General features: G+C 63.7%; 20 protein-coding genes. 13 read left to right on the plus strand and 7 right to left on the minus strand.

Features of this window, described 5'->3' with window-relative positions; genetic code table 11:
- The first annotated feature begins 61 nt into the window (after window positions 1–61).
- Together phoU and phoB are read left to right on the plus strand one after the other, a co-directional pair.
- On the plus strand, window positions 62–772 hold the full coding sequence (gene phoU / locus QUV21_RS00005) for a phosphate signaling complex protein PhoU (RefSeq protein ID WP_300852218.1): 711 nt from the start codon (window positions 62–64) through the stop codon (window positions 770–772).
- A 2-nt stretch (window positions 773–774) separates the two neighbouring features.
- A complete protein-coding gene (phoB, locus tag QUV21_RS00010; protein ID WP_300852219.1) occupies window positions 775–1,467 on the plus strand; it encodes a phosphate regulon transcriptional regulator PhoB in 693 nt (230 codons plus the stop codon).
- A gap of 143 nt (window positions 1,468–1,610) precedes the next feature.
- Here phoB and QUV21_RS00015 read toward each other — a convergent pair whose 3' ends face one another.
- Together QUV21_RS00015 and QUV21_RS00020 are read right to left on the minus strand one after the other, a co-directional pair.
- Entirely contained in the window at window positions 1,611–2,924 is a 1,314-nt protein-coding gene (locus QUV21_RS00015; protein ID WP_300852221.1) for an aminotransferase class III-fold pyridoxal phosphate-dependent enzyme, read from the minus strand.
- Window positions 2,921–3,961: a phosphotransferase gene (locus tag QUV21_RS00020; protein WP_300852222.1), complete on the minus strand. Its 1,041-nt coding sequence runs from the start codon at window positions 3,959–3,961 to the stop codon at window positions 2,921–2,923. The genes QUV21_RS00015 and QUV21_RS00020 overlap by 4 nt, the downstream gene beginning before the upstream one ends.
- 171 nt (window positions 3,962–4,132) lie before the next feature.
- On the opposite strand from QUV21_RS00020, the gene QUV21_RS00025 reads away from it, so the two are divergent.
- Together QUV21_RS00025 and QUV21_RS00030 are read left to right on the plus strand one after the other, a co-directional pair.
- Window positions 4,133–4,255 carry a hypothetical protein gene (locus QUV21_RS00025; protein WP_300852223.1) on the plus strand — a complete coding sequence of 41 codons (123 nt, stop codon included), beginning with the start codon at window positions 4,133–4,135 and terminating at the stop codon, window positions 4,253–4,255.
- Window positions 4,252–4,410, plus strand: coding sequence for a hemin uptake protein HemP (locus QUV21_RS00030; RefSeq protein ID WP_300852225.1), 159 nt, complete (start codon window positions 4,252–4,254; stop codon window positions 4,408–4,410). The genes QUV21_RS00025 and QUV21_RS00030 overlap by 4 nt, the downstream gene beginning before the upstream one ends.
- A gap of 85 nt (window positions 4,411–4,495) precedes the next feature.
- Here the strand turns inward: QUV21_RS00030 and moaA are convergent, their stop codons facing one another.
- Window positions 4,496–5,500: a GTP 3',8-cyclase MoaA gene (moaA, locus tag QUV21_RS00035; RefSeq protein ID WP_300852227.1), complete on the minus strand. Its 1,005-nt coding sequence runs from the start codon at window positions 5,498–5,500 to the stop codon at window positions 4,496–4,498.
- Window positions 5,501–5,586: 86 nt separating this feature from the next.
- On the opposite strand from moaA, the gene QUV21_RS00040 reads away from it, so the two are divergent.
- Entirely contained in the window at window positions 5,587–6,066 is a 480-nt protein-coding gene (locus tag QUV21_RS00040; RefSeq protein WP_300852229.1) for a D-galactarate dehydratase, read from the plus strand.
- A gap of 99 nt (window positions 6,067–6,165) precedes the next feature.
- On the opposite strand, the gene QUV21_RS00045 is transcribed toward QUV21_RS00040, so the two are convergent.
- From QUV21_RS00045 to glmU, 4 genes are all read right to left on the minus strand, one after another.
- Window positions 6,166–6,846: a DNA alkylation repair protein gene (locus tag QUV21_RS00045; protein WP_300852230.1), complete on the minus strand. Its 681-nt coding sequence runs from the start codon at window positions 6,844–6,846 to the stop codon at window positions 6,166–6,168.
- Window positions 6,843–7,391: a pyridoxamine 5'-phosphate oxidase family protein gene (locus tag QUV21_RS00050; RefSeq protein ID WP_300852231.1), complete on the minus strand. Its 549-nt coding sequence runs from the start codon at window positions 7,389–7,391 to the stop codon at window positions 6,843–6,845. Before QUV21_RS00050 ends, QUV21_RS00045 begins: the two co-directional genes overlap by 4 nt.
- A 111-nt stretch (window positions 7,392–7,502) precedes the next feature.
- Window positions 7,503–9,320, minus strand: a complete 1,818-nt coding sequence (gene glmS, locus QUV21_RS00055) for a glutamine--fructose-6-phosphate transaminase (isomerizing) (protein ID WP_300852233.1) — start codon at window positions 9,318–9,320, stop codon at window positions 7,503–7,505.
- Between the two features lie 2 nt (window positions 9,321–9,322).
- Entirely contained in the window at window positions 9,323–10,675 is a 1,353-nt protein-coding gene (gene glmU, locus QUV21_RS00060; RefSeq protein ID WP_300852235.1) for a bifunctional UDP-N-acetylglucosamine diphosphorylase/glucosamine-1-phosphate N-acetyltransferase GlmU, read from the minus strand.
- 93 nt (window positions 10,676–10,768) lie between these two features.
- Here glmU and QUV21_RS00065 point away from each other — a divergent pair, with 93 nt between their 5' ends.
- The 8 genes from QUV21_RS00065 to QUV21_RS00100 all read left to right on the plus strand — a co-directional run bounded on the left by QUV21_RS00065 (window position 10,769) and on the right by QUV21_RS00100 (window position 17,374).
- Window positions 10,769–11,419 carry an HAD-IA family hydrolase gene (locus tag QUV21_RS00065; RefSeq protein ID WP_300852237.1) on the plus strand — a complete coding sequence of 217 codons (651 nt, stop codon included), beginning with the start codon at window positions 10,769–10,771 and terminating at the stop codon, window positions 11,417–11,419.
- A 181-nt stretch (window positions 11,420–11,600) separates the two neighbouring features.
- Window positions 11,601–12,833, plus strand: coding sequence for an aminotransferase class I/II-fold pyridoxal phosphate-dependent enzyme (locus tag QUV21_RS00070; RefSeq protein WP_300852238.1), 1,233 nt, complete (start codon window positions 11,601–11,603; stop codon window positions 12,831–12,833).
- Between the two features lie 5 nt (window positions 12,834–12,838).
- Window positions 12,839–13,351 (plus strand): thermonuclease family protein, encoded by a 513-nt coding sequence (locus tag QUV21_RS00075; RefSeq protein WP_300852239.1) that lies wholly within the window; start codon window positions 12,839–12,841, stop codon window positions 13,349–13,351.
- Window positions 13,351–14,163 carry an MBL fold metallo-hydrolase gene (locus tag QUV21_RS00080; RefSeq protein ID WP_300852240.1) on the plus strand — a complete coding sequence of 271 codons (813 nt, stop codon included), beginning with the start codon at window positions 13,351–13,353 and terminating at the stop codon, window positions 14,161–14,163. The genes QUV21_RS00075 and QUV21_RS00080 overlap by 1 nt, the downstream gene beginning before the upstream one ends.
- Before the next feature lie 464 nt (window positions 14,164–14,627).
- On the plus strand, window positions 14,628–14,993 hold the full coding sequence (locus tag QUV21_RS00085; protein ID WP_300852242.1) for an NADH-quinone oxidoreductase subunit A: 366 nt from the start codon (window positions 14,628–14,630) through the stop codon (window positions 14,991–14,993).
- Entirely contained in the window at window positions 14,984–15,517 is a 534-nt protein-coding gene (locus tag QUV21_RS00090) for an NADH-quinone oxidoreductase subunit B family protein (RefSeq protein ID WP_300852243.1), read from the plus strand. Before QUV21_RS00085 ends, QUV21_RS00090 begins: the two co-directional genes overlap by 10 nt.
- 3 nt (window positions 15,518–15,520) lie before the next feature.
- The gene (locus QUV21_RS00095; protein WP_300852245.1) at window positions 15,521–16,138 is read left to right on the plus strand and encodes an NADH-quinone oxidoreductase subunit C; all 618 of its coding nucleotides are present in this window, start codon (window positions 15,521–15,523) and stop codon (window positions 16,136–16,138) included.
- Window positions 16,139–17,374 carry an NADH-quinone oxidoreductase subunit D gene (locus QUV21_RS00100; RefSeq protein WP_300852247.1) on the plus strand — a complete coding sequence of 412 codons (1,236 nt, stop codon included), beginning with the start codon at window positions 16,139–16,141 and terminating at the stop codon, window positions 17,372–17,374.
- Window positions 17,375–17,418 lie beyond the last annotated feature (44 nt).

Consider the following 17,418-nt stretch of genomic DNA (forward strand, 5'->3'; position numbering starts at 1 on the left):
ACCCGAAAGACCCAAGGACCGAATCCTATATCACCGGGCGCATCGGGTAAGGAGCGACAGAATGAACAGTGCTCATATTGCCACGGCCTTTGACCGTGATCTTGAATCCGCTCAGGCGCTGGTCATGCGGATGGGGGGGCTGGTAGAGACCGCCCTTCTTGACGCTGCCGAAGCGCTGGATGCCCGGGACGAGGATCTGGCCGCAAGGGTGCGCGCAGGTGATGCGGCGATCGACGCGTTGGAAGACCAGATCAACAGTGAATGCGCCCGGTTGATCGCGCTGCGTGGCCCGACCGCTGGAGATCTGCGCACGGTGTTGACGGTGATGAAGATCGCCGCCGCACTGGAACGCGCCGGTGATTACGCCAAGAACCTGGCCAAACGCACCGCGATTCTCAGTCAGATGCCACAGGTGCCGGGGGCATCCGGGTCGATCCGACGGCTGGCGCGAGCTGTGGTGCAGATGCTGACCGATGCGCTGGATGCCTATATCCGGCGTGACGTGAAGCTGGCCGAGGATGTCCGCCAGCGCGACCGCGACGTGGACCAGATGTACAATTCGATCTTCCGCGAGTTCCTGACCCATATGATGGAAGACCCAAGGAACATTGGTCCCTGCATGCATCTGCATTTCATCGCCAAGAATATCGAACGGGTTGGCGACCATGCAACCTCGGTCGCTGAACAGGTGATCTATCTGGTGACCGGGGCGATGCCGGGGGATGACCGGCCGAAGGTCGACAGTACGACCGGCATTGCAGCGAGGGGCTGAAGATGGCGCGCAGCGGACAGCCAAGGGTGCTTTTGGTCGAGGATGAACCGGCGCAGCGCACGGTTCTGGCCTACAATCTTGAGGCCGAGGGCTTTGCGGTGACCCAGGCCGACAATGGCGAGGACGCGATGGTCCTGGTCGACGAAGAAGATCCCGACATCATCATCCTTGACTGGATGATGCCGAAGGTTTCGGGGATCGAGGTCTGCCGACGCCTGAAGATGCGGCCCGAGACGCGGGGCATCCCGATCATCATGCTGTCGGCACGGGCAGAAGAGGTAGACCGGATCCGGGGGCTGGAAACCGGGGCGGATGACTATGTGATCAAGCCCTATTCGGTGTTGGAGTTGATGGCGCGGGCGCGGGCGCAATTGCGCCGGGTGCGGCCTTCGACCGCCGGGGTGGTGCTGGAGCATGAGGATATCCGGCTCGATCCTGAAAGCCACCGCGTCTATAGGGGCGACAAGGTGCTGAAGCTGGGACCGACGGAGTTCAAGCTTCTGGTCACCCTGATGGAACGGCCGGGCCGGGTGTTCAGCCGTGAGCAACTGCTGGACATGGTCTGGGGGCGCGACATCTATGTCGATACCCGCACGGTTGACGTGCATGTCGGCCGGTTGCGTAAGTCGCTGATGCAGTTTGGCGGTGACGATCCGGTGCGCACGGTGCGCGGCGCGGGCTACGCGCTGGGCTGATCCGGGCGAAAGTCTGATCGTTCGCGCAAGCGCGCGGGCCTTTGTCTTGCCTTCTGCGCGCCAGCGCGCAACCGGCTGCGGCTGATGGGGGCATTCTGCCCCCAAACCCCCTGAGAGTATTTGTCAAAAGAGCAAGTGGCAGGTCAGGTTCTGCCAAGAACCCGGTCGAATGTGGTGAGGAACTGATCCACGTTTGCCAGCGAGAAGGGCAGGGGTGGGCGGATTTTAAGGATATGGCCTTTGGGGCCGGTGGCGCTGATCAGGATGCCTTCGCGGCGCAGGTCGTTGACAAGGCGGCCAGCGCGAAGGGCATCGGGTTGGCCTTGCGCGACGATATCGGTGCCAAGAAAGAGGCCCGCCGCGCGGGTTTCGCCCAAGCCATCGTGGCGGGCGGCAAGGTCGCGCAGGCCTGCGGCGAAGGCCTTGCCTACGGTGTCGGCGTTTTCCATCAAGCCTTCGTCGCGGATCACGTCAAGGACGGAAAGGCCGACGGCGGCAGCAACTGCATTGCCACCGAAAGTGTTGAAATAGCGCGCCTTTGCGCCAAAATCGGACACGACCTGCGGTTGCACCACAAGGCCTGCCAGAGGGTAGCCGTTGCCCATGGGTTTTCCAAGCGACACCATGTCGGGCAACAGCCCGTGCCGTTCGAACCCCCACATATGCCCGCCGGTGCGGCCAAAGCCCGGCTGCACCTCATCGGCGATGAAAAGGCCACCGGCGGCGCGGATCGCGGCGACAGCGGGGGCAAGAAAGCCGGCGGGGTCCGGAAGGACTCCGTCTGACGAAAAGATCGTATCGGCGATCAGCGCGGCGGGCTTGAGGCCTTGGGCTGCCATACGATCAGCCGCGGCGGTGACAGCGGCGGCGAAGCCTGTGGCGATGCCTTCGGGGTAGTTCGTGGCGCTGGGGGCAGGGATGGGGAAAACCGTGGGGCCGGGGGCCGTTGCCGGGCCGATCGACATTGATGCCTCGGCGGTGGCGAGGGTGACGCCGTGATAGGCGTTGTCGGTGACGATGATGCCGGTGCCGCCAGTCTTGGCCCTTGCGATGCGAAAGGCGAGATCGTTCGCCTCGGACCCGGTGCAGGTGAACATCACATGGGCGAGGGCGGGCGGGAACAGGGCCAGCAGGCGTTCGGCATAATCAAGGATGCCATCATGAAGGTAGCGGGTATGGGTGGCCAGCGTTGCGGCTTGCCGCGTCATCGCCTCTACCACCCGGGGGTGGCAATGCCCGACCGAGGCCACGTTGTTGTAGGTGTCGAGATAGGCGCGGCCGTCGCGGTCGTAAAGCCAGACGCCTTCGCCGCGCACAAGGTGCAGGGGTTGTTCGTAAAACAGCCGGTAGGCCGGGCCAAGCAGGGCGGCGCGCCGTGCGATCCGGGCTTCGTCTTCGGCGGCGACCGGGGCTGCGCCGGGGGTGTAGACGTTAGGCATCGCGGGGGCGGTGGTCATGATGGGTATGCACCTTCACAGGCGGCATTTAGCTGCCGGGGGGTAAGACTGGCGGCGGCAGCAAGGCCAGCCCGGGCGGATGGGGCGTTTCGCAGGATGTAGGCGGCGTTTTGGGGGTAACGGGCCGCGCGCCATCCCGAGATGATCAAGGTGGTGAACATCCGCGCGGTGATCAGGCTGGGCAGAAGCCGGATCTCGGCTTCGGTCAGGGGCAGGTGGGCGTGATAGGCCGACAGGAGCGGTGCCAGCAGATGCAGCGGATCGGCAGGGTCGATCTGGTAGGAACAGGCCGTGGCAAGGTCGCAGATCTTGTGGCTGCGCACCATGTCACCGAAATCAAGGATACCGGTCAGCGTGTCGGGCCGGGTCGGGTCGGCCAGCAGGTTGTGCGGATTGAAATCGGCATGGACCACTTGCTTCGGCAGGCGGGCAAGGGCGGGCGCGACCTCGGCCTTGAACTGGTCGAGGAAGGCTGCTGCCCCGGGCTGAAGGTCGTGGCCAAGATCGGCGGGCAGCGCATTCAAAAGCGGGGCAAGCCTGGGGAACTGGCGGATATCCCAAAACAGGACATGGTCGGCGGCCCGGTGGTCGAAACTGGCAAGGGCTGCGGTCAGCCGGGCCAGCGCGGCACCTGTGGCCCAGGCAAGGGCCGGCGTGCGCGGCAGATGCGCGACCGGGGTGCCGGGACACCAGCCAAGCAGGCGAAGCGCCCCTTCGTCACAGCGCAGGATCGGGTGGCCGTCGCGGGTGGGGATCACGCGCGGGGTCGGCAGGTCGGGGTCGGCCACGGCCGCATGCAGCAAGGCCCTGGTCTGGAAATCCGTCAGCTCTGATGGTTCTGCCGGGTTGGACAGCTTGACGGTGAAGCTGGCCGTCGCGGTGTCTAGCCGGTGGTTCAGGTCGCGCTCAGAGGTAAGCTGGGTGTAGCTGCCGGTCAGCCCCCAGTGATCCTCCACAAGTCTTGCCAACCGCCCCGCATTCATCCGGGGCGGGGGGAGGCTTAGAAGCTGGCCTGCGGGGTCTGGGTCTGTGGTCATCAGTGGCGTTTCCGCCGCAAGGATAGCGGTTGCAGCGGCGGGGGCCAGTAGAATATGAGCATCCGGTGGCTTGACAAAGATGAGTGAAATACTCAGGATAAAAAAATAACCCAGCCAGTTCCTGTTTCCGCAGGAGCGCGCCCGGTGTCCTTCAAACAGGTGGAGTTCACCATGCCCAGACCCGAGCCGGCCCCCCGTTCCGAATTTCTGGATCTTTTCAAGGCCGCAGCGCATGTGCCGTTCCCCGGCGCTTTGCTTGAAGCAATGATTGCGCGGCTGGAGGCGGGGAAATGAACGCCCAACTGGATATCTGGCTGACCGCTGATGCAACGCCAGTGCATGAAGCGCGGGTCTTGACCGAGGGCGGCAGTCTGGCCCGTATCACGCTTGACGGGCAGGTCTACAGCCTGCGGATCACCCGGGCGGGCAAACTGATCCTGACCAAGTAATCGCTGGCAGTCCTGGGCGGGCGGGTTTTCCGCAAGGGCCAGCCCTCGGCAACGGGCATTATCCGACAGCTGAAATCAGCAAGGCTCAGCCGCCGGTGTGGCTCATGTGGCGGGACATCTGGCCTTTGATGGCCTGACGGGAATAGTCGAAATCGTGGCCCTTGGGCTTGCGGGCAATCGCGGCGCGGATCGCCTGTTCAAGGGGCTCCGCGTCCGGGCTGGCGCGCAAGGGGGCGCGCAGGTCCGCCATGTCTTCCTGACCAAGGCACATGTAAAGTTCACCCGTGCAGGTCAGCCGTACGCGGTTGCAGCTTTCGCAGAAGTTATGGGTCAGGGGGGTGATGAAGCCGACCTTCTGACCAGTTTCTTCCAGCCGGACATAGCGGGCGGGGCCGCCGGTGCGTTCGGCAAGGTCAGTCAGAGTGTAGCGCTGGCCGAGCCGGGCGCGCAGGTCTTTCAGCGGCCAGTATTGATCAAGCCGCAACCCGTCGCCCATGTCTTCGCCCATCGGCATCACCTCGATGAAGGTAAGGTCATGGTCATTGGCGGCGCACCATTCGGTCAGGCTGAAAAGTTCATCCTCGTTGAAGCCCTTCAGTGCCACGGCGTTGATCTTGACGCGCAGGCCGGCGGACTTGGCGGCGGCTATCCCGTCAAGCACTTGCGGCAGGCGGCCCCAGCGGGTGATTTCTGAAAACTTCCGTGGGTCCAGCGTGTCCAGGCTGACATTGATGCGCCGCACGCCAAGAGCGGCAAGAGGTTCGGCGAACTTCGCAAGCTGGCTGCCGTTGGTTGTCAGCGTGAGTTCCTTCAGGGCGCCAGATTTCAGATGGCGGCTCATCGCTTCGAAGAAAGTCAGGATCCCCTTGCGCACCAAAGGCTCACCTCCGGTGATCCGCAGCTTTTGCACACCCATGCCGATGAAGGTGGTGCAGAGACGGTCAAGTTCCTCAAGGCTGAGGAGATCGGCCTTGGGCAGGAAGGTCATGTTTTCGGACATGCAGTAGCTGCAACGGAAATCGCAACGGTCGGTGACCGAAACACGCAGATAAGAGATCGCGCGGGCGAAGGGATCGACAAGTTGTTCCATGCGTTGAAGGTAAGACTGGGCGGATGGGCGCACAAGGCGGAAAGCGCCGATTGCGAGTGCTGGGGTGGCAGGTTAGGCTTTGGGCCATGATGAGAACCATTGTTTCCCTGCCGCTCCTGATCGCCCTTGCAGGATGCGCCGCGCTGGAGCCGAAAGGTGGCCCTGCACCGGGGTCGATCACGGGAACCCCGGACCCAGAGGCCGCAGCCGGGACGATGCCAGCCGCAGGGACCACGGGCTTGGGCGCGCGGGCGGTGCGCGCAGAGACGCTGGATACCAGCACCGCCGAGGAAAAAGCAGCCGCCCTTGCCGCACCGGCAGCCAGCGGCGAGCGCAACCTTGGCCGTGTCATTGTCGCCCTTGGTCCGCCCGCCGAACAGGGGATCTGGCTGAAGACCAGCCTTGTCAGCCAAACAGTTCAAGGCCGGATCGTGACGGCGGCGGGGAAAAGCCTTGCGGTCGAGTTGCGGCCCGGCACCGGCGGCGCGCTTCTGTCGCTGGCGGCGTTTCAGGCACTGGGATTGAGCCTGACCGGATTGACGGAAGTGACGGTTTTCGGGCCATGAGGCCGATCGGGCAGGGCGGTTTGCGCGGCTGACTTCGCCGGGGGTTCCACCCCCGGACCCCCGGGAGTATTTGTGAAAAGAGCAAAGTGCAGGCTTAGGTCAGTCGGCTTCGCCCGGAAGGTGGCGCGCCGCTTCGTTGCGGGCGAAGGGCTTCAGGTCCGGAGCATGCGCTTCAAGGAAGGCGCGCGCACGGGGGGCGTCATGCTTTGACAGGTCGCGCACCCACCATGCTACCGCTTTCTGGATGAACCAGTCGGGATCGCGGGCCAAGGTGGCGCACCAGCCAAGCACACGATCACGGATTTCAAGGTCTTGGGGCTTGGGAAAATTCTGCTTCGTCCAGGGCAGGGTCATGACCAAAGCCGCGCGGCGGGTCCACATGTGGGGTGAGGTGACCCATGCCTCGACCGTGTCAAGGCGGGCGGGATCTGCGACAAGGCGCTTTTGACCAGCGATGCTGGCGTGATCGGCCAGCGCCCAGCCGTCGAAATCGGGAACCCATGACTGGATCAGAGCCCAGGCGGCATCGTCAGGGCGGAGACGGGCCTGCGTGAGCAGTTTCGCGGCAGCGATGCGGGCCTCGTGGACGTCGGTTTGCCATAGGCTGGCAGCAAGGGCGAGGCGGTCGTCAAGCGAAAGTTCGGCCCGCCATTGGGTGGTCAGGCTTTCCACCTCTGGCACCGAAACGCCCAGATAGCGGCGCGGGGCCTTGTGATAGGCCTGCATTTCCAAGGCTTTGCCTGGGTTTCCCAAGGCCTCGATCTGTTGGAAAGGGGTCACAGGTTGGCCTCGATCCCCGTGGCGATACCGTCAATGGTTTCGCGGTTGCGGTTGGCCCAATAGTCGCGCAGGCCATCGGGGCCTTTGTCCTTGGCCCAGTTTTGCAGGACCGGGCGGTCTTCCCGGAAATCCATGAAAGGGACGGCGAAGCCACAGGAGCTTTGGACAAGGTTGATGCGGACATCGATGATCTGCCGCGCGCCGGGTTGGTCGGGGAGCTGCGCCTTCAGTTCGGGCCAGTCGGCATCGCCATGGTGGATGGCGCGAGCGGTGCCATAGGCGCGCAGGATCAGCGGGCGGGTGGTAAAGCTGCACCACATCAGCGTGATGCGCGGATCCAGCGCCAGATGGGCGGCGGTTTCATTGCCTGACCCGGTCAGATTGAGCCACAGGATGCGGGTCGGGCCAAGGATGCGGAGCGAATCCATGCCTTTCGGTGAAAGATTGACCCGGGTGCCGGGGGCAGCGGTGCCGACGAAATAGAGGTGCTGCTGGCCGATGAAGGCGATCTGATCGGGTTGCAGGTCGGGGTAACGCTTGCCCATGGGCGGTCCTTTCGGCTGGCGGCGGACTGGAGGGTTTCACACCCTCCAGACCTCCCGTGGGATATTTTTTCAGAGAGGAAGGCGATTTTTAGATAAGTTTTAAGCGGTTGGCTATTCAACCGTCACCGATTTCGCGAGGTTGCGGGGTTGGTCCACATCGGTGCCTTTCGCAATGGCGGTATGATAGGCAAGAAGCTGCGCCGGGATCGCGTAGAGGATCGGCGCCCAGAGGGGCGCGACTGCGGGCAGCGTCAAGGTCTTCCAGGTGCCGGTTCCGGCGGCCTCGATTCCCTCGGCGTCAGAGAGAAGAAGCACCTTGCCGTTGCGAGCCATCACCTCTTGCATGTTGGAGACGGTCTTGTCGAAAAGTGCGTCCTTCGGGGCAAGGACGATCACCGGAACCTGCGCGTCAATCAGCGCGATGGGGCCGTGTTTCAATTCACCCGATGCGTAACCTTCGGCGTGGATATAGCTGATTTCCTTGAGTTTCAATGCGCCTTCAAGCGCCAGCGGGAACATCGGGCCACGGCCAAGGAACAAGACATCCTGCGCCTTGGCAAGATCCTTGGCGATCCGGGCGATCGGGTCTGAAAGGGCCAGCGCCACGTTCATCAGCCCGGGCAGGGCGCGCAGGTCGTCAAGGCGCTGTTTCAGGGTGGCGGGGTCGATCTGCCCGCGATCCTGCGCCGCCTTCAGGGCCATGAGCGCAAGGGTGACGAGTTGGCAGGTGAAGGCCTTGGTCGAGGCGACGCCCACCTCGACCCCGGCCATGATCGGCAGCGCCAGATCGGATTCGCGGGCGATCGACGACGTGGGGACGTTGATCACCGACACCACGCGCGCCACCTGTTCGCGGGCATAGCGCAGGGCGGCAAGGGTATCTGCCGTCTCGCCCGACTGGCTGACGAATACCGCCATGGAGGCGGGGGAAAGCACCGGGTCGCGGTAGCGGAATTCCGAGGCGATATCGATATCGGCAGGCAGGCCCGCGATCTGTTCGAACCAGTATTTCGCGACATGGCATGCGTAGGAGGCGGTGCCGCAGGCCACTAGCGTCACCCGATCAATGTCATGAAAATCAAGCTCTTGCGGCAGTTCCAGCGTGCCTTTGGATGAGGTGTAATGCTTCAGCGCATCGGCAATGACGACGGGCTGTTCGGCAATCTCCTTGGCCATGAAATGCTTGTAGCCGGCCTTTTCGATCCGGGCGCTGTCCATCTGGACCCGGGTTTCGGCCCGGTTGGCAAGCCGATCCTCGGCGTCGAAGATCTGGGCGCCTTGCCGGGTGATCACGGCCCAGTCGCCCTCTTCCAGATAGGTGATCCGGTCGGTCATCGGGGCAAGGGCGATGGCATCGGAGCCGACAAACATTTCCCCGACCCCGTGGCCGATGGCGAGGGGGGAGCCTTTGCGAGCGGCGATCATCAGGTCTTCCTGCCCGTCGAACAGGAAGCAAAGCGCAAAGGCGCCGTGCAGCCGTTTGAGGGTGGCGCGGGCAGCTTCAACGGGGGAGGCCCCACGGTCGATCTCGCGCCGGGCAAGCAGGGCGATGGTTTCGGTATCGGTCTCGGATTCCTGCGCGTAACCATCGGCGGCAAGTTCGCTGCGCAGGTCGCGGTAGTTTTCGATGATGCCGTTGTGGACAACCGCGACCGCGCCGGCCTTGTGCGGGTGGGCGTTCACCACCGTCGCGGCGCCATGGGTGGCCCAGCGGGTATGGCCGATCCCGGCCTTCCCGGCGAGCGGTTCGTGAACCAGAAGGTCCGACAGGTTCACCAGCTTGCCAACCGCGCGGCGACGGTCAAGCTGGCCCTTGTGAACCGTGGCGATCCCGGCGGAGTCATAGCCGCGATATTCAAGGCGTTTCAGCGCCTCCACCAGAAGGGGGGCTGCTTCATGGTTGCCCAAGACACCTACAATACCGCACATTTTTACTGCCCTTTTGCCTTGGCCGCCTTGATGGATTTCAACTTTTCGAACATTCGCGTCGCAAGGCCGGGTTTTGTCACCTGACGCGAGCGTCCGATGGCCACGGCTTCGGGTGGGACATCCTCGGTGATCACCGAACCCGAGGCGGTCAGCGCGCCATCGCCCACGGTCACCGGGGCCACCAGCATGGTATCGGACCCGATGAAGACACGCTTGCCGATCGTGGTGCGGTGTTTCATCACCCCGTCATAGTTGCAGGTCACGGTGCCTGCGCCGATGTTGGTAAATTCCCCCACATCCGCATCGCCGATGTAGGTCAGATGGCCCACCTTCACGCCTTCATCAAGGATGGCGTTCTTGATTTCCACGAAGTTGCCGACATGCACATCTTCCGCCAGTTCCGCGCCGGGGCGGAGGCGGGCAAAGGGGCCAACCTGTGCGCCCCGGCTGATGTGGCAGCCTTCCAGATGGCAGAAGCCCTTGATTTCGGAACCGGATTCAACTGTGACGCCGGGGCCGAAGATCACGTTCGGGCCAATCACCGCATCCCGGCCGACATGGGTATCCAGCGCGAAGAACACGGTTTCGGGCGCGGTCAGGGTAACGCCGTTGTCCAACGCCTCGGCCCGGGCGCGGGACTGGAAGGCGGCTTCGGCCTCGGCCAGTTGCGCCCGAGTGTTGACGCCCAAAGTCTCGGCCTCGTCGCACAGTACAACGCCGGCGGAAAACCCGCGCGAGCGTGCCAGTTCGACGATGTCGGTAAGGTAATATTCCCCGGCGGCATTGTCGTTCTTCACCTCGGCCACCAGAGATGACAAGAGCTTGGCGTCAGCGCAGATCACGCCGGAATTGCAAAGGGTTATGGCGCGTTCCGCATCGGCCGCGTCTTTCCATTCGGTGATCTTGTGCAGGTTTTCACCATCGGCAATCAGACGGCCATAGCGGCCGGGATCGCGGGCATGAAAGCCAAGCACGACAACGGCATGGCGCGCGCGGGCTTCCAGCATGGCGCGCAAGGTCGCTTCGCGGATCATCGGCGAGTCTGCGTAGATGACGATCGCATCGCCCTCGGCATCGGCCAGAAACGGGGTTGCCTGCCGCACGGCATGGGCGGTGCCGTTCTGCGGGTCTTGCCGCACACAGAAGGCCGTCTCGTCAAAGGCAAGGGTGGCGGCGGTGACGTCTTCGCTGCTATGGCCGGTGACGACGACAATGCGGGCTGGCTCAAGGCTGCGGGCGGTTGCAAGCGCGTGGTGAAGCAGCGGTGCCGCGCCCATCTTGTGCAGAACCTTTGGCAGGTCGGAATTCATCCGCGTGCCTTGTCCCGCCGCCAGCACGATCACTGAAACCTGCATTCCGCCTCTTCCTTTATTGTTGCGCCCGTTTTACCCCCGTGGCGCGGGCTGGCAAGGGGCCATGCCTCACGTCTCGTTACAGGATTGCTGCAAATGCGCTGCGTTGTTTTCGATCTGGACGGAACTTTGGCGGATACCTCGGCTGATCTCTTGGCGGCGGCGAATGCCTGCCTGCCTGCGCCCATGCTGGGGCCGGAGGATGCCTTGTGCGCCTTTCACGGTGGGCGGGCGATGCTGCGCCTTGGCTATTCGCGGCTGGGGCGGGACTGGTCCGAGGCGGATGTGGATGCGGCCTATCCGGTCTTGCTGGAGGCTTACGGCCAAGCCATCGCGGTCCATACCCGGCTATACCCCGGCGCGATGGAGGCGGTGGAGCTGTTGAAATCGCAAGGTTTCGCGGTGTCGATCTGCACCAACAAGCCCGAGGCTCTGGCGGAAGAACTTTTGCGCCAGCTTGGGGTGCGCGGGGCATTTGACGCGATGATCGGAGCCGATACGCTGCCGGTCCGAAAGCCTGATCCGGCGCCCTATGTGGCGGCAGTCGAACGGGCGGGGGGGGCCGTCGCGCGGTCGATGCTGGTGGGCGACACGGAAACGGACGCAAAGACCGGGCTTGCTGCGGGCGTGCCGGTGGCGTTGGTGACCTTCGGCCCGGAAGGTGCGGGGGTCTGCCGGTTCCAGCCTGCCGCCCTTCTCGATCGGTATGACGATCTGCCTGACCTTGCCGCACGATTGTTGCGCTAAGGGCGGGGTGGATGAACGTGGCGGCAGGCATCGGGATGGTGGCCTTTTTGACGATACTCGGGCATGTCTTGCCGGCAGCAGCGGCTTTCCGGTTGTCAGGCCCGGTCTATCTTGTTGCGGAAGATGTGCGGGTCGGGTTGGTTAAGCCGTTCTTGACGGTTACACTCCGACCGGAGGCAGGATGATGGAACGGTTCACGGGCAGCTTTACCCAGCAAGAGCCGATCCCCGAGGCGGGGATCGATGCAGCCTTGGCGGTCCTGCGCCACGGGCGGTTGCACCGCTATAACATGGCCACCGGCGAAGTGGGCGAAACCGCGCTTCTGGAAGAGGAATTTGCTGCTTACCTCGGGGCAAGATACTGTCTGGCGCTGGCGTCGGGCGGGGCGGCGATGGCCTGCGCCTTGCGCGCGTTGCAGGTCCGCCCCGGTGAGCCGGTTCTGTCCAATGCCTTCACCCTGGCACCGGTGCCGGGGGCCATCGCCTCGCTTGGAGCACGGCCGGTCTTTGTCGAGGTGACCGACGATCTGACGCTCGACCTTGCCCATCTGGAGGCGCAGGCGCAGGCCACGGGCGCGCGCGTCCTGTTGTTGTCGCACATGCGCGGGCATGTGGGGGACATGGACGCGCTGATGGCGCTTTGCCACCGGCTGGGTCTGCGGGTGGTCGAGGATTGCGCCCATACCATGGGCGCGCGGTGGAAGGGTGTGGCCTCGGGTCGCCATGGGGCGATCGGGTGCTATTCCACCCAGACATACAAGCACATGAATTCCGGCGAGGGCGGCTTTCTGGTCACCGATGATGCGGAGCTTGCGGCGCGGGCGGTGCTGTTATCCGGGTCATACATGCTTTACGCACGCCACCGGGCGGCGCCCGGGCCAGAGGTGTTCGAGGGGTTGAAGCTGGATATCCCCAACGTCTCCAGCCGGATGGACAACCTGCGCGCGGCAATCCTGCGGCCACAGATCGGGATGCTGGATGACCGGCGGGCGCGCTGGCGCGCGCTTTATCAGGGGATGGAGTCGGGGCTTGCCGGCGTGCCGGGCCTGCGGCTGATCCCGCGCCCGCAGCATGAGGATTATGTCGGCTCGTCCTTCCAGTTCCTGCTGCCGGGCTGGGATGCCGCCCGGATTGCCGCACTCGTGGCCGGGGCCGCCGCGCGCGGGGTGGAGCTGAAATGGTTCGGTGCGGCCGACCCGCAGGGCTTCACCAGCCGCTATTCCCACTGGCGCTATGCCGCGCCCGAAGTACTGCCCCAGACGGACCGCCTCCTTGCCGGGCTGATCGACATGCGGTTGCCCTTGACCTTCACGACCGATGACGTGGCGCAGATCGCTCGTATCATCGGCGATGAGGTCGCCCAGGCCGCGCGGGCGGATCGGCCAGGGCTGGTCGTCGCCCCGGCGGCGGATTGAATCGGATGGCCGTGTTTCGCCCCGCAAGACCCCCCGGCCCGCTGGTCCGGCTGTTGCGGCGGCTTGTGGATCCGCGCTTCTATCTCAAGCTGGTCATGGTGGGCGCGCTTGTCGGGTTGCTGATCGTGCCGACGCTGGCCGACCTTGTGAACGCGGCGATGCGGCCCATCGCCAGCGCCGAGGGGGCCTGCCGGATCATCCGGATCGTCGACGGCGATACGGTCACGCTGATCTGCCCCGAAGAGGGGATGCAAAGCGCCCGGCTGCTTGGCTTCGACACGCCCGAGAAATATGCGCCGAAATGCCTCGACGAATTCCTTGCGGCGGAACGGGCAAGCTGGGGCTTGCGGACGCTGATCCAGAAAGCCGACCGGCTGACGCTGACCCTTGACGGAAAGGACCAGTATGGCCGGGCGCTGGTGCGGCTGGAACTGGATGGGGTGGACGTGGCCCGGCTCATGATCCGCGCAGGCCATGCCCGAACCTATGGCGGCGGGCTGCGCGGGGGCTGGTGCTGATGCGGATCCTTCGTGCAGGCAAGCGGTTCATGACCATCGAACTGGCGCAGCTTCAGGTCACGATGCTGAGCGATGGCGAGACTGCGATGCCGCTGGACTGCCTTCTGGACACCGAAGGCCAGCCACTTTCCCCCGAAGCCCTTGCCGGGGCCGATCTGGTCGAGGGCGGGCTGCGCCTTCCGGTGCGCGCTTTTCTGGTCAAGGGACCAGCCGGGTGCCTTCTGATCGACGCCGGCGCCGCGTCGTCCTGGCACAAGGGGCTGGGCCAGTTGCAGGCCGCGCTGACCGAGGCCGGCTTCGGGCCACAGCAGGTGACGGCCATCGCGCTCAGCCATACCCATGTCGATCATCTGTCTGGCCTCGTCGATGCCGACGGCGCCCCCGCCTTTCCGAACGCGATGCGGGTCTTCGTGGCGATCGAGGAGACGATGGCCTTTCGCGCCAATTCCCGGATGCAGCCGGTGATGCCGCGGCTCGTGCCGCTGGAACAGGGCGACGGGCCGTTTCCCGGCGTCACGGTGATCAACGCGCCGGGCCATTCGGCGGGGCATATGGCCTTTCTGGTCGAAGGGCGGCTGTTGATCTGGGGCGATCTGGTCCATCATGCGGCGATCCAGTTTGCCCGCCCCGAGGTCGGATGGAAGCATGATGCCGATCTGGCCCTTGCCCGGCAGTCGCGGCTGTCGCTGATGCGGCTGGCCAAGCGCAAGGGCCTTCTGGTCGCGGGTGCGCATCTGCCCGACCCCGGCATCGGCCATATCTTCCGGCAGGACGGCAGGTATCACTTCCGGCCCGTGCGCCGCACCGTCTGAGCAGCCCGTCGCTTTGCAGGCCGCAACGCAGCCGATGTCCGACCGCACCAAACCATGGCGCGGTTCCAGAATGGCGATCCGAACCTCGAAAGCGGCAATGTCAATCCCGCTGACGCCGGCCTGAAGCGGCGGAGCCGTCAATGACGCAAAGAGGCATGTCAGGGCAGAACGCAGGATCGCACCGTTTCATATGGGCAGGGCCGAAAGGGCGCCGGGACACAGATCGGGTCATGTTGGGGGAACCAAACCTCGCAATGGTCTTTCGATCCTTGGGCCACTCCGATCCAGGCTTTTGAAGTCCTGACAGAAATGACACCCTTTTCATGATTTCTGCACCTGCATGGTTCGAAATCCGCTCCGGTCTTGGTTGACCCGGTCGGGGGGCCAGAGTAAACGGGCCGAGAGACGAAGCGGGCCGACAGAGTCCGCGTTGCTCGCGTGTCGCCAGCATCAAGGAGTCCCTCGTGGATCTGCTTCTCCGAGAGTATCTTCCCATAATCATTCTCATGGCCATTGCCATCGGTCTTGGCCTTGTCCTGATCCTTGCCGCCGCCGTCCTTGCGGTTCGCAATCCGGACCCTGAAAAGGTCTCGGCCTATGAGTGTGGGTTCAACGCCTTCGACGACGCGCGGATGAAGTTCGACGTGCGCTTCTATCTGGTGTCGATCCTGTTCATCATCTTCGACCTTGAGGTCGCGTTCCTGTTCCCGTGGGCGGTGGCCTTCGGGGAACTCAGCATGGCGGCCTTCTGGTCCATGATGCTGTTTCTGGCCGTGCTGACCATCGGTTTCGCCTATGAATGGAAGAAGGGGGCCCTGGAATGGGAGTGATGGCGGGTGCCAACACGGCAGGGGGCGACCATGAGGTTGCGGTTCAGGCCCTGAACCGCGAACTGGCGGACAAGGGGTTCCTGCTCACCTCGACCGAAGACATCATCAACTGGGCGCGGATCGGATCCCTGCACTGGATGACGTTCGGCCTGGCCTGCTGCGCGGTCGAGATGATGCACACCTCGATGCCGCGATATGACCTTGAACGCTTCGGCACCGCGCCGCGGGCGTCCCCGCGCCAGTCGGACCTGATGATCGTGGCCGGCACGCTGACCAACAAGATGGCCCCGGCGCTGCGCAAGGTCTACGACCAGATGCCGGAGCCGCGCTATGTGATCTCCATGGGATCCTGCGCCAATGGCGGCGGCTATTATCACTACAGCTATTCGGTGGTGCGCGGCTGTGACCGGATTGTTCCGGTAGACATCTACGTTCCCGGCTGCCCGCCCACCGCCGAGGCGCTTTTGTACGGTATCCTGCAATTGCAGCGGAAAATCCGCCGCACTGGCACATTGGTAAGGTAAGTCATGAGCGAAGCCCTCCAGGAACTTGCCGCCTTCATCGGCTTGAAACAGCCCGACGCGGTGCAGTCCTCTGCCGTAGCCTTTGATGAGCTGACACTGGTCGTCAACCTTGCCAATCTGGAAGCGCTGGTCGAATTCCTGCGCGACGATCCGGCTTGCCGGTTTTCGTCGCTTGTCGATATCACTGCCATCGATCACCCCGAGCGCGCCGCGCGGTTCGATGTGGTCTATCATTTCCTGTCGATGTACCGGAACCACCGCATCCGTCTGAAAGTCGCGGTGCGGGAAGATGACATGGTGCCGTCGATCCATGAGTTGCACCCAAGCGCCAACTGGTTCGAACGCGAGGTGTTCGACATGTTCGGCATCCTGTTCAGCGGCCACCCCGACCTGCGGCGTATCCTGACCGACTACGGTTTCCGGGGTTATCCCCTGCGCAAGGACTTCCCCACCACGGGTTACACCGAGGTCCGCTATGACGAGGCGCTGAAGCGTGTCGTGTACGAACCGGTCAAGCTGGTGCAGGAATACCGCCAGTTCGATTTCATGAGCCCGTGGGAAGGTGCCGAGTACATCCTTCCGGGTGATCAGAAGGCCGATGCAAAGCCGGGAGCCAAATAGATGGACGGCGATATCCGCAAGAACACCTATGACGACGGCTCGACCGATTTCGAGACCGGTGAGCAGCGTATCCGCAATTTCAACATCAACTTCGGCCCGCAGCATCCGGCAGCACACGGAGTGTTGCGTCTGGTGCTGGAGCTGGATGGCGAGATCGTTGAACGCTGTGATCCGCATATCGGCCTTTTGCATCGCGGCACCGAAAAGCTGATGGAAAGCCGGACCTATCTGCAAAACCTGCCCTACTTCGACCGGCTGGATTATGTGGCCCCGATGAATCAGGAACATGCCTGGTGCCTCGCGATCGAGCGGCTGACCGGCACGGAAGTTCCGCGCCGTGCCAGCCTGATCCGGGTCTTGTATTCCGAAATCGGCCGGGTGCTTAACCACCTTCTGAACGTTACCACGCAGGCCATGGACGTGGGTGCCTTGACCCCGCCGCTCTGGGGCTTCGAGGAACGCGAGAAGCTGATGGTGTTCTACGAGCGGGCCTGCGGGGCGCGTCTGCATGCGGCCTATTTCCGGCCCGGCGGGGTGCATGTCGACCTGCCCGATCAACTTGTCGAGGATATCGATCAATGGGCGGTCGAATTCCCCAAGGTTCTGGACGATATCGACGGCCTTCTGACCGAAAACCGCATCTTCAAGCAGCGCAACGCCGATATCGGCATCGTGACCGAGGCTGACATCCAGAAATGGGGCTATTCGGGCGTGATGGTCCGCGGCTCGGGCCTTGCATGGGATTTGCGCCGGGCGCAGCCCTATGAATGTTACGACGAGTTTGATTTCCAGATCCCCGTCGGCAAGAATGGTGACTGCTATGATCGCTACCTGTGCCGCATGGAAGAGATGCGCCAGTCGACAAGCATCATCCGCCAGGCCTGTGCCAAGCTGCGGGTGGAAAAGGGCGATGTTCTGGCGCGCGGCAAGATCACCCCGCCGAAACGCGGTGACATGAAGACCTCGATGGAGGCCTTGATCCACCACTTCAAACTTTACACCGAGGGTTTCCACGTTCCTGCCGGCGAGGTCTATGCGGCGGTTGAGGCGCCCAAGGGCGAATTCGGCGTCTACCTCGTGGCCGATGGCACCAACAAACCCTACCGCGCCAAGATCCGCGCGCCGGGCTTCCTGCATCTGCAATCCATGGATTACATCTGCAAGGGCCACCAGTTGGCCGATGTCTCTGCCATCATCGGGACGATGGACGTAGTCTTCGGGGAGATCGACCGGTGATCGCCACCGTAGGCCTTTTCAGCCTGTTTTTCCTGCTGCCCGTT

It is taken from the genome of Tabrizicola sp. (assembly GCF_030373185.1).
Lineage (GTDB): Bacteria > Pseudomonadota > Alphaproteobacteria > Rhodobacterales > Rhodobacteraceae > Tabrizicola.

What these genes read in the sequence shown, in the direction of transcription:
- phoU (WP_300852218.1), top strand. Translation starts at nt 62, where the DNA reads ATGAACAGTGCTCATATTGCCACGGCCTTTGACCGTGATCTTGAATCC.
- phoB (WP_300852219.1), top strand. Translation starts at nt 775, where the DNA reads ATGGCGCGCAGCGGACAGCCAAGGGTGCTTTTGGTCGAGGATGAACCG.
- QUV21_RS00015 (WP_300852221.1), bottom strand. Translation starts at nt 2,924, where the DNA reads ATGACCACCGCCCCCGCGATGCCTAACGTCTACACCCCCGGCGCAGCC.
- QUV21_RS00020 (WP_300852222.1), bottom strand. Translation starts at nt 3,961, where the DNA reads ATGACCACAGACCCAGACCCCGCAGGCCAGCTTCTAAGCCTCCCCCCG.
- QUV21_RS00025 (WP_300852223.1), top strand. Translation starts at nt 4,133, where the DNA reads ATGCCCAGACCCGAGCCGGCCCCCCGTTCCGAATTTCTGGATCTTTTC.
- QUV21_RS00030 (WP_300852225.1), top strand. Translation starts at nt 4,252, where the DNA reads ATGAACGCCCAACTGGATATCTGGCTGACCGCTGATGCAACGCCAGTG.
- moaA (WP_300852227.1), bottom strand. Translation starts at nt 5,500, where the DNA reads ATGGAACAACTTGTCGATCCCTTCGCCCGCGCGATCTCTTATCTGCGT.
- QUV21_RS00040 (WP_300852229.1), top strand. Translation starts at nt 5,587, where the DNA reads ATGATGAGAACCATTGTTTCCCTGCCGCTCCTGATCGCCCTTGCAGGA.
- QUV21_RS00050 (WP_300852231.1), bottom strand. Translation starts at nt 7,391, where the DNA reads ATGGGCAAGCGTTACCCCGACCTGCAACCCGATCAGATCGCCTTCATC.
- glmS (WP_300852233.1), bottom strand. Translation starts at nt 9,320, where the DNA reads ATGTGCGGTATTGTAGGTGTCTTGGGCAACCATGAAGCAGCCCCCCTT.
- glmU (WP_300852235.1), bottom strand. Translation starts at nt 10,675, where the DNA reads ATGCAGGTTTCAGTGATCGTGCTGGCGGCGGGACAAGGCACGCGGATG.
- QUV21_RS00065 (WP_300852237.1), top strand. Translation starts at nt 10,769, where the DNA reads ATGCGCTGCGTTGTTTTCGATCTGGACGGAACTTTGGCGGATACCTCG.
- QUV21_RS00070 (WP_300852238.1), top strand. Translation starts at nt 11,601, where the DNA reads ATGATGGAACGGTTCACGGGCAGCTTTACCCAGCAAGAGCCGATCCCC.
- QUV21_RS00075 (WP_300852239.1), top strand. Translation starts at nt 12,839, where the DNA reads ATGGCCGTGTTTCGCCCCGCAAGACCCCCCGGCCCGCTGGTCCGGCTG.
- QUV21_RS00080 (WP_300852240.1), top strand. Translation starts at nt 13,351, where the DNA reads ATGCGGATCCTTCGTGCAGGCAAGCGGTTCATGACCATCGAACTGGCG.
- QUV21_RS00090 (WP_300852243.1), top strand. Translation starts at nt 14,984, where the DNA reads ATGGGAGTGATGGCGGGTGCCAACACGGCAGGGGGCGACCATGAGGTT.
- QUV21_RS00095 (WP_300852245.1), top strand. Translation starts at nt 15,521, where the DNA reads ATGAGCGAAGCCCTCCAGGAACTTGCCGCCTTCATCGGCTTGAAACAG.
- QUV21_RS00100 (WP_300852247.1), top strand. Translation starts at nt 16,139, where the DNA reads ATGGACGGCGATATCCGCAAGAACACCTATGACGACGGCTCGACCGAT.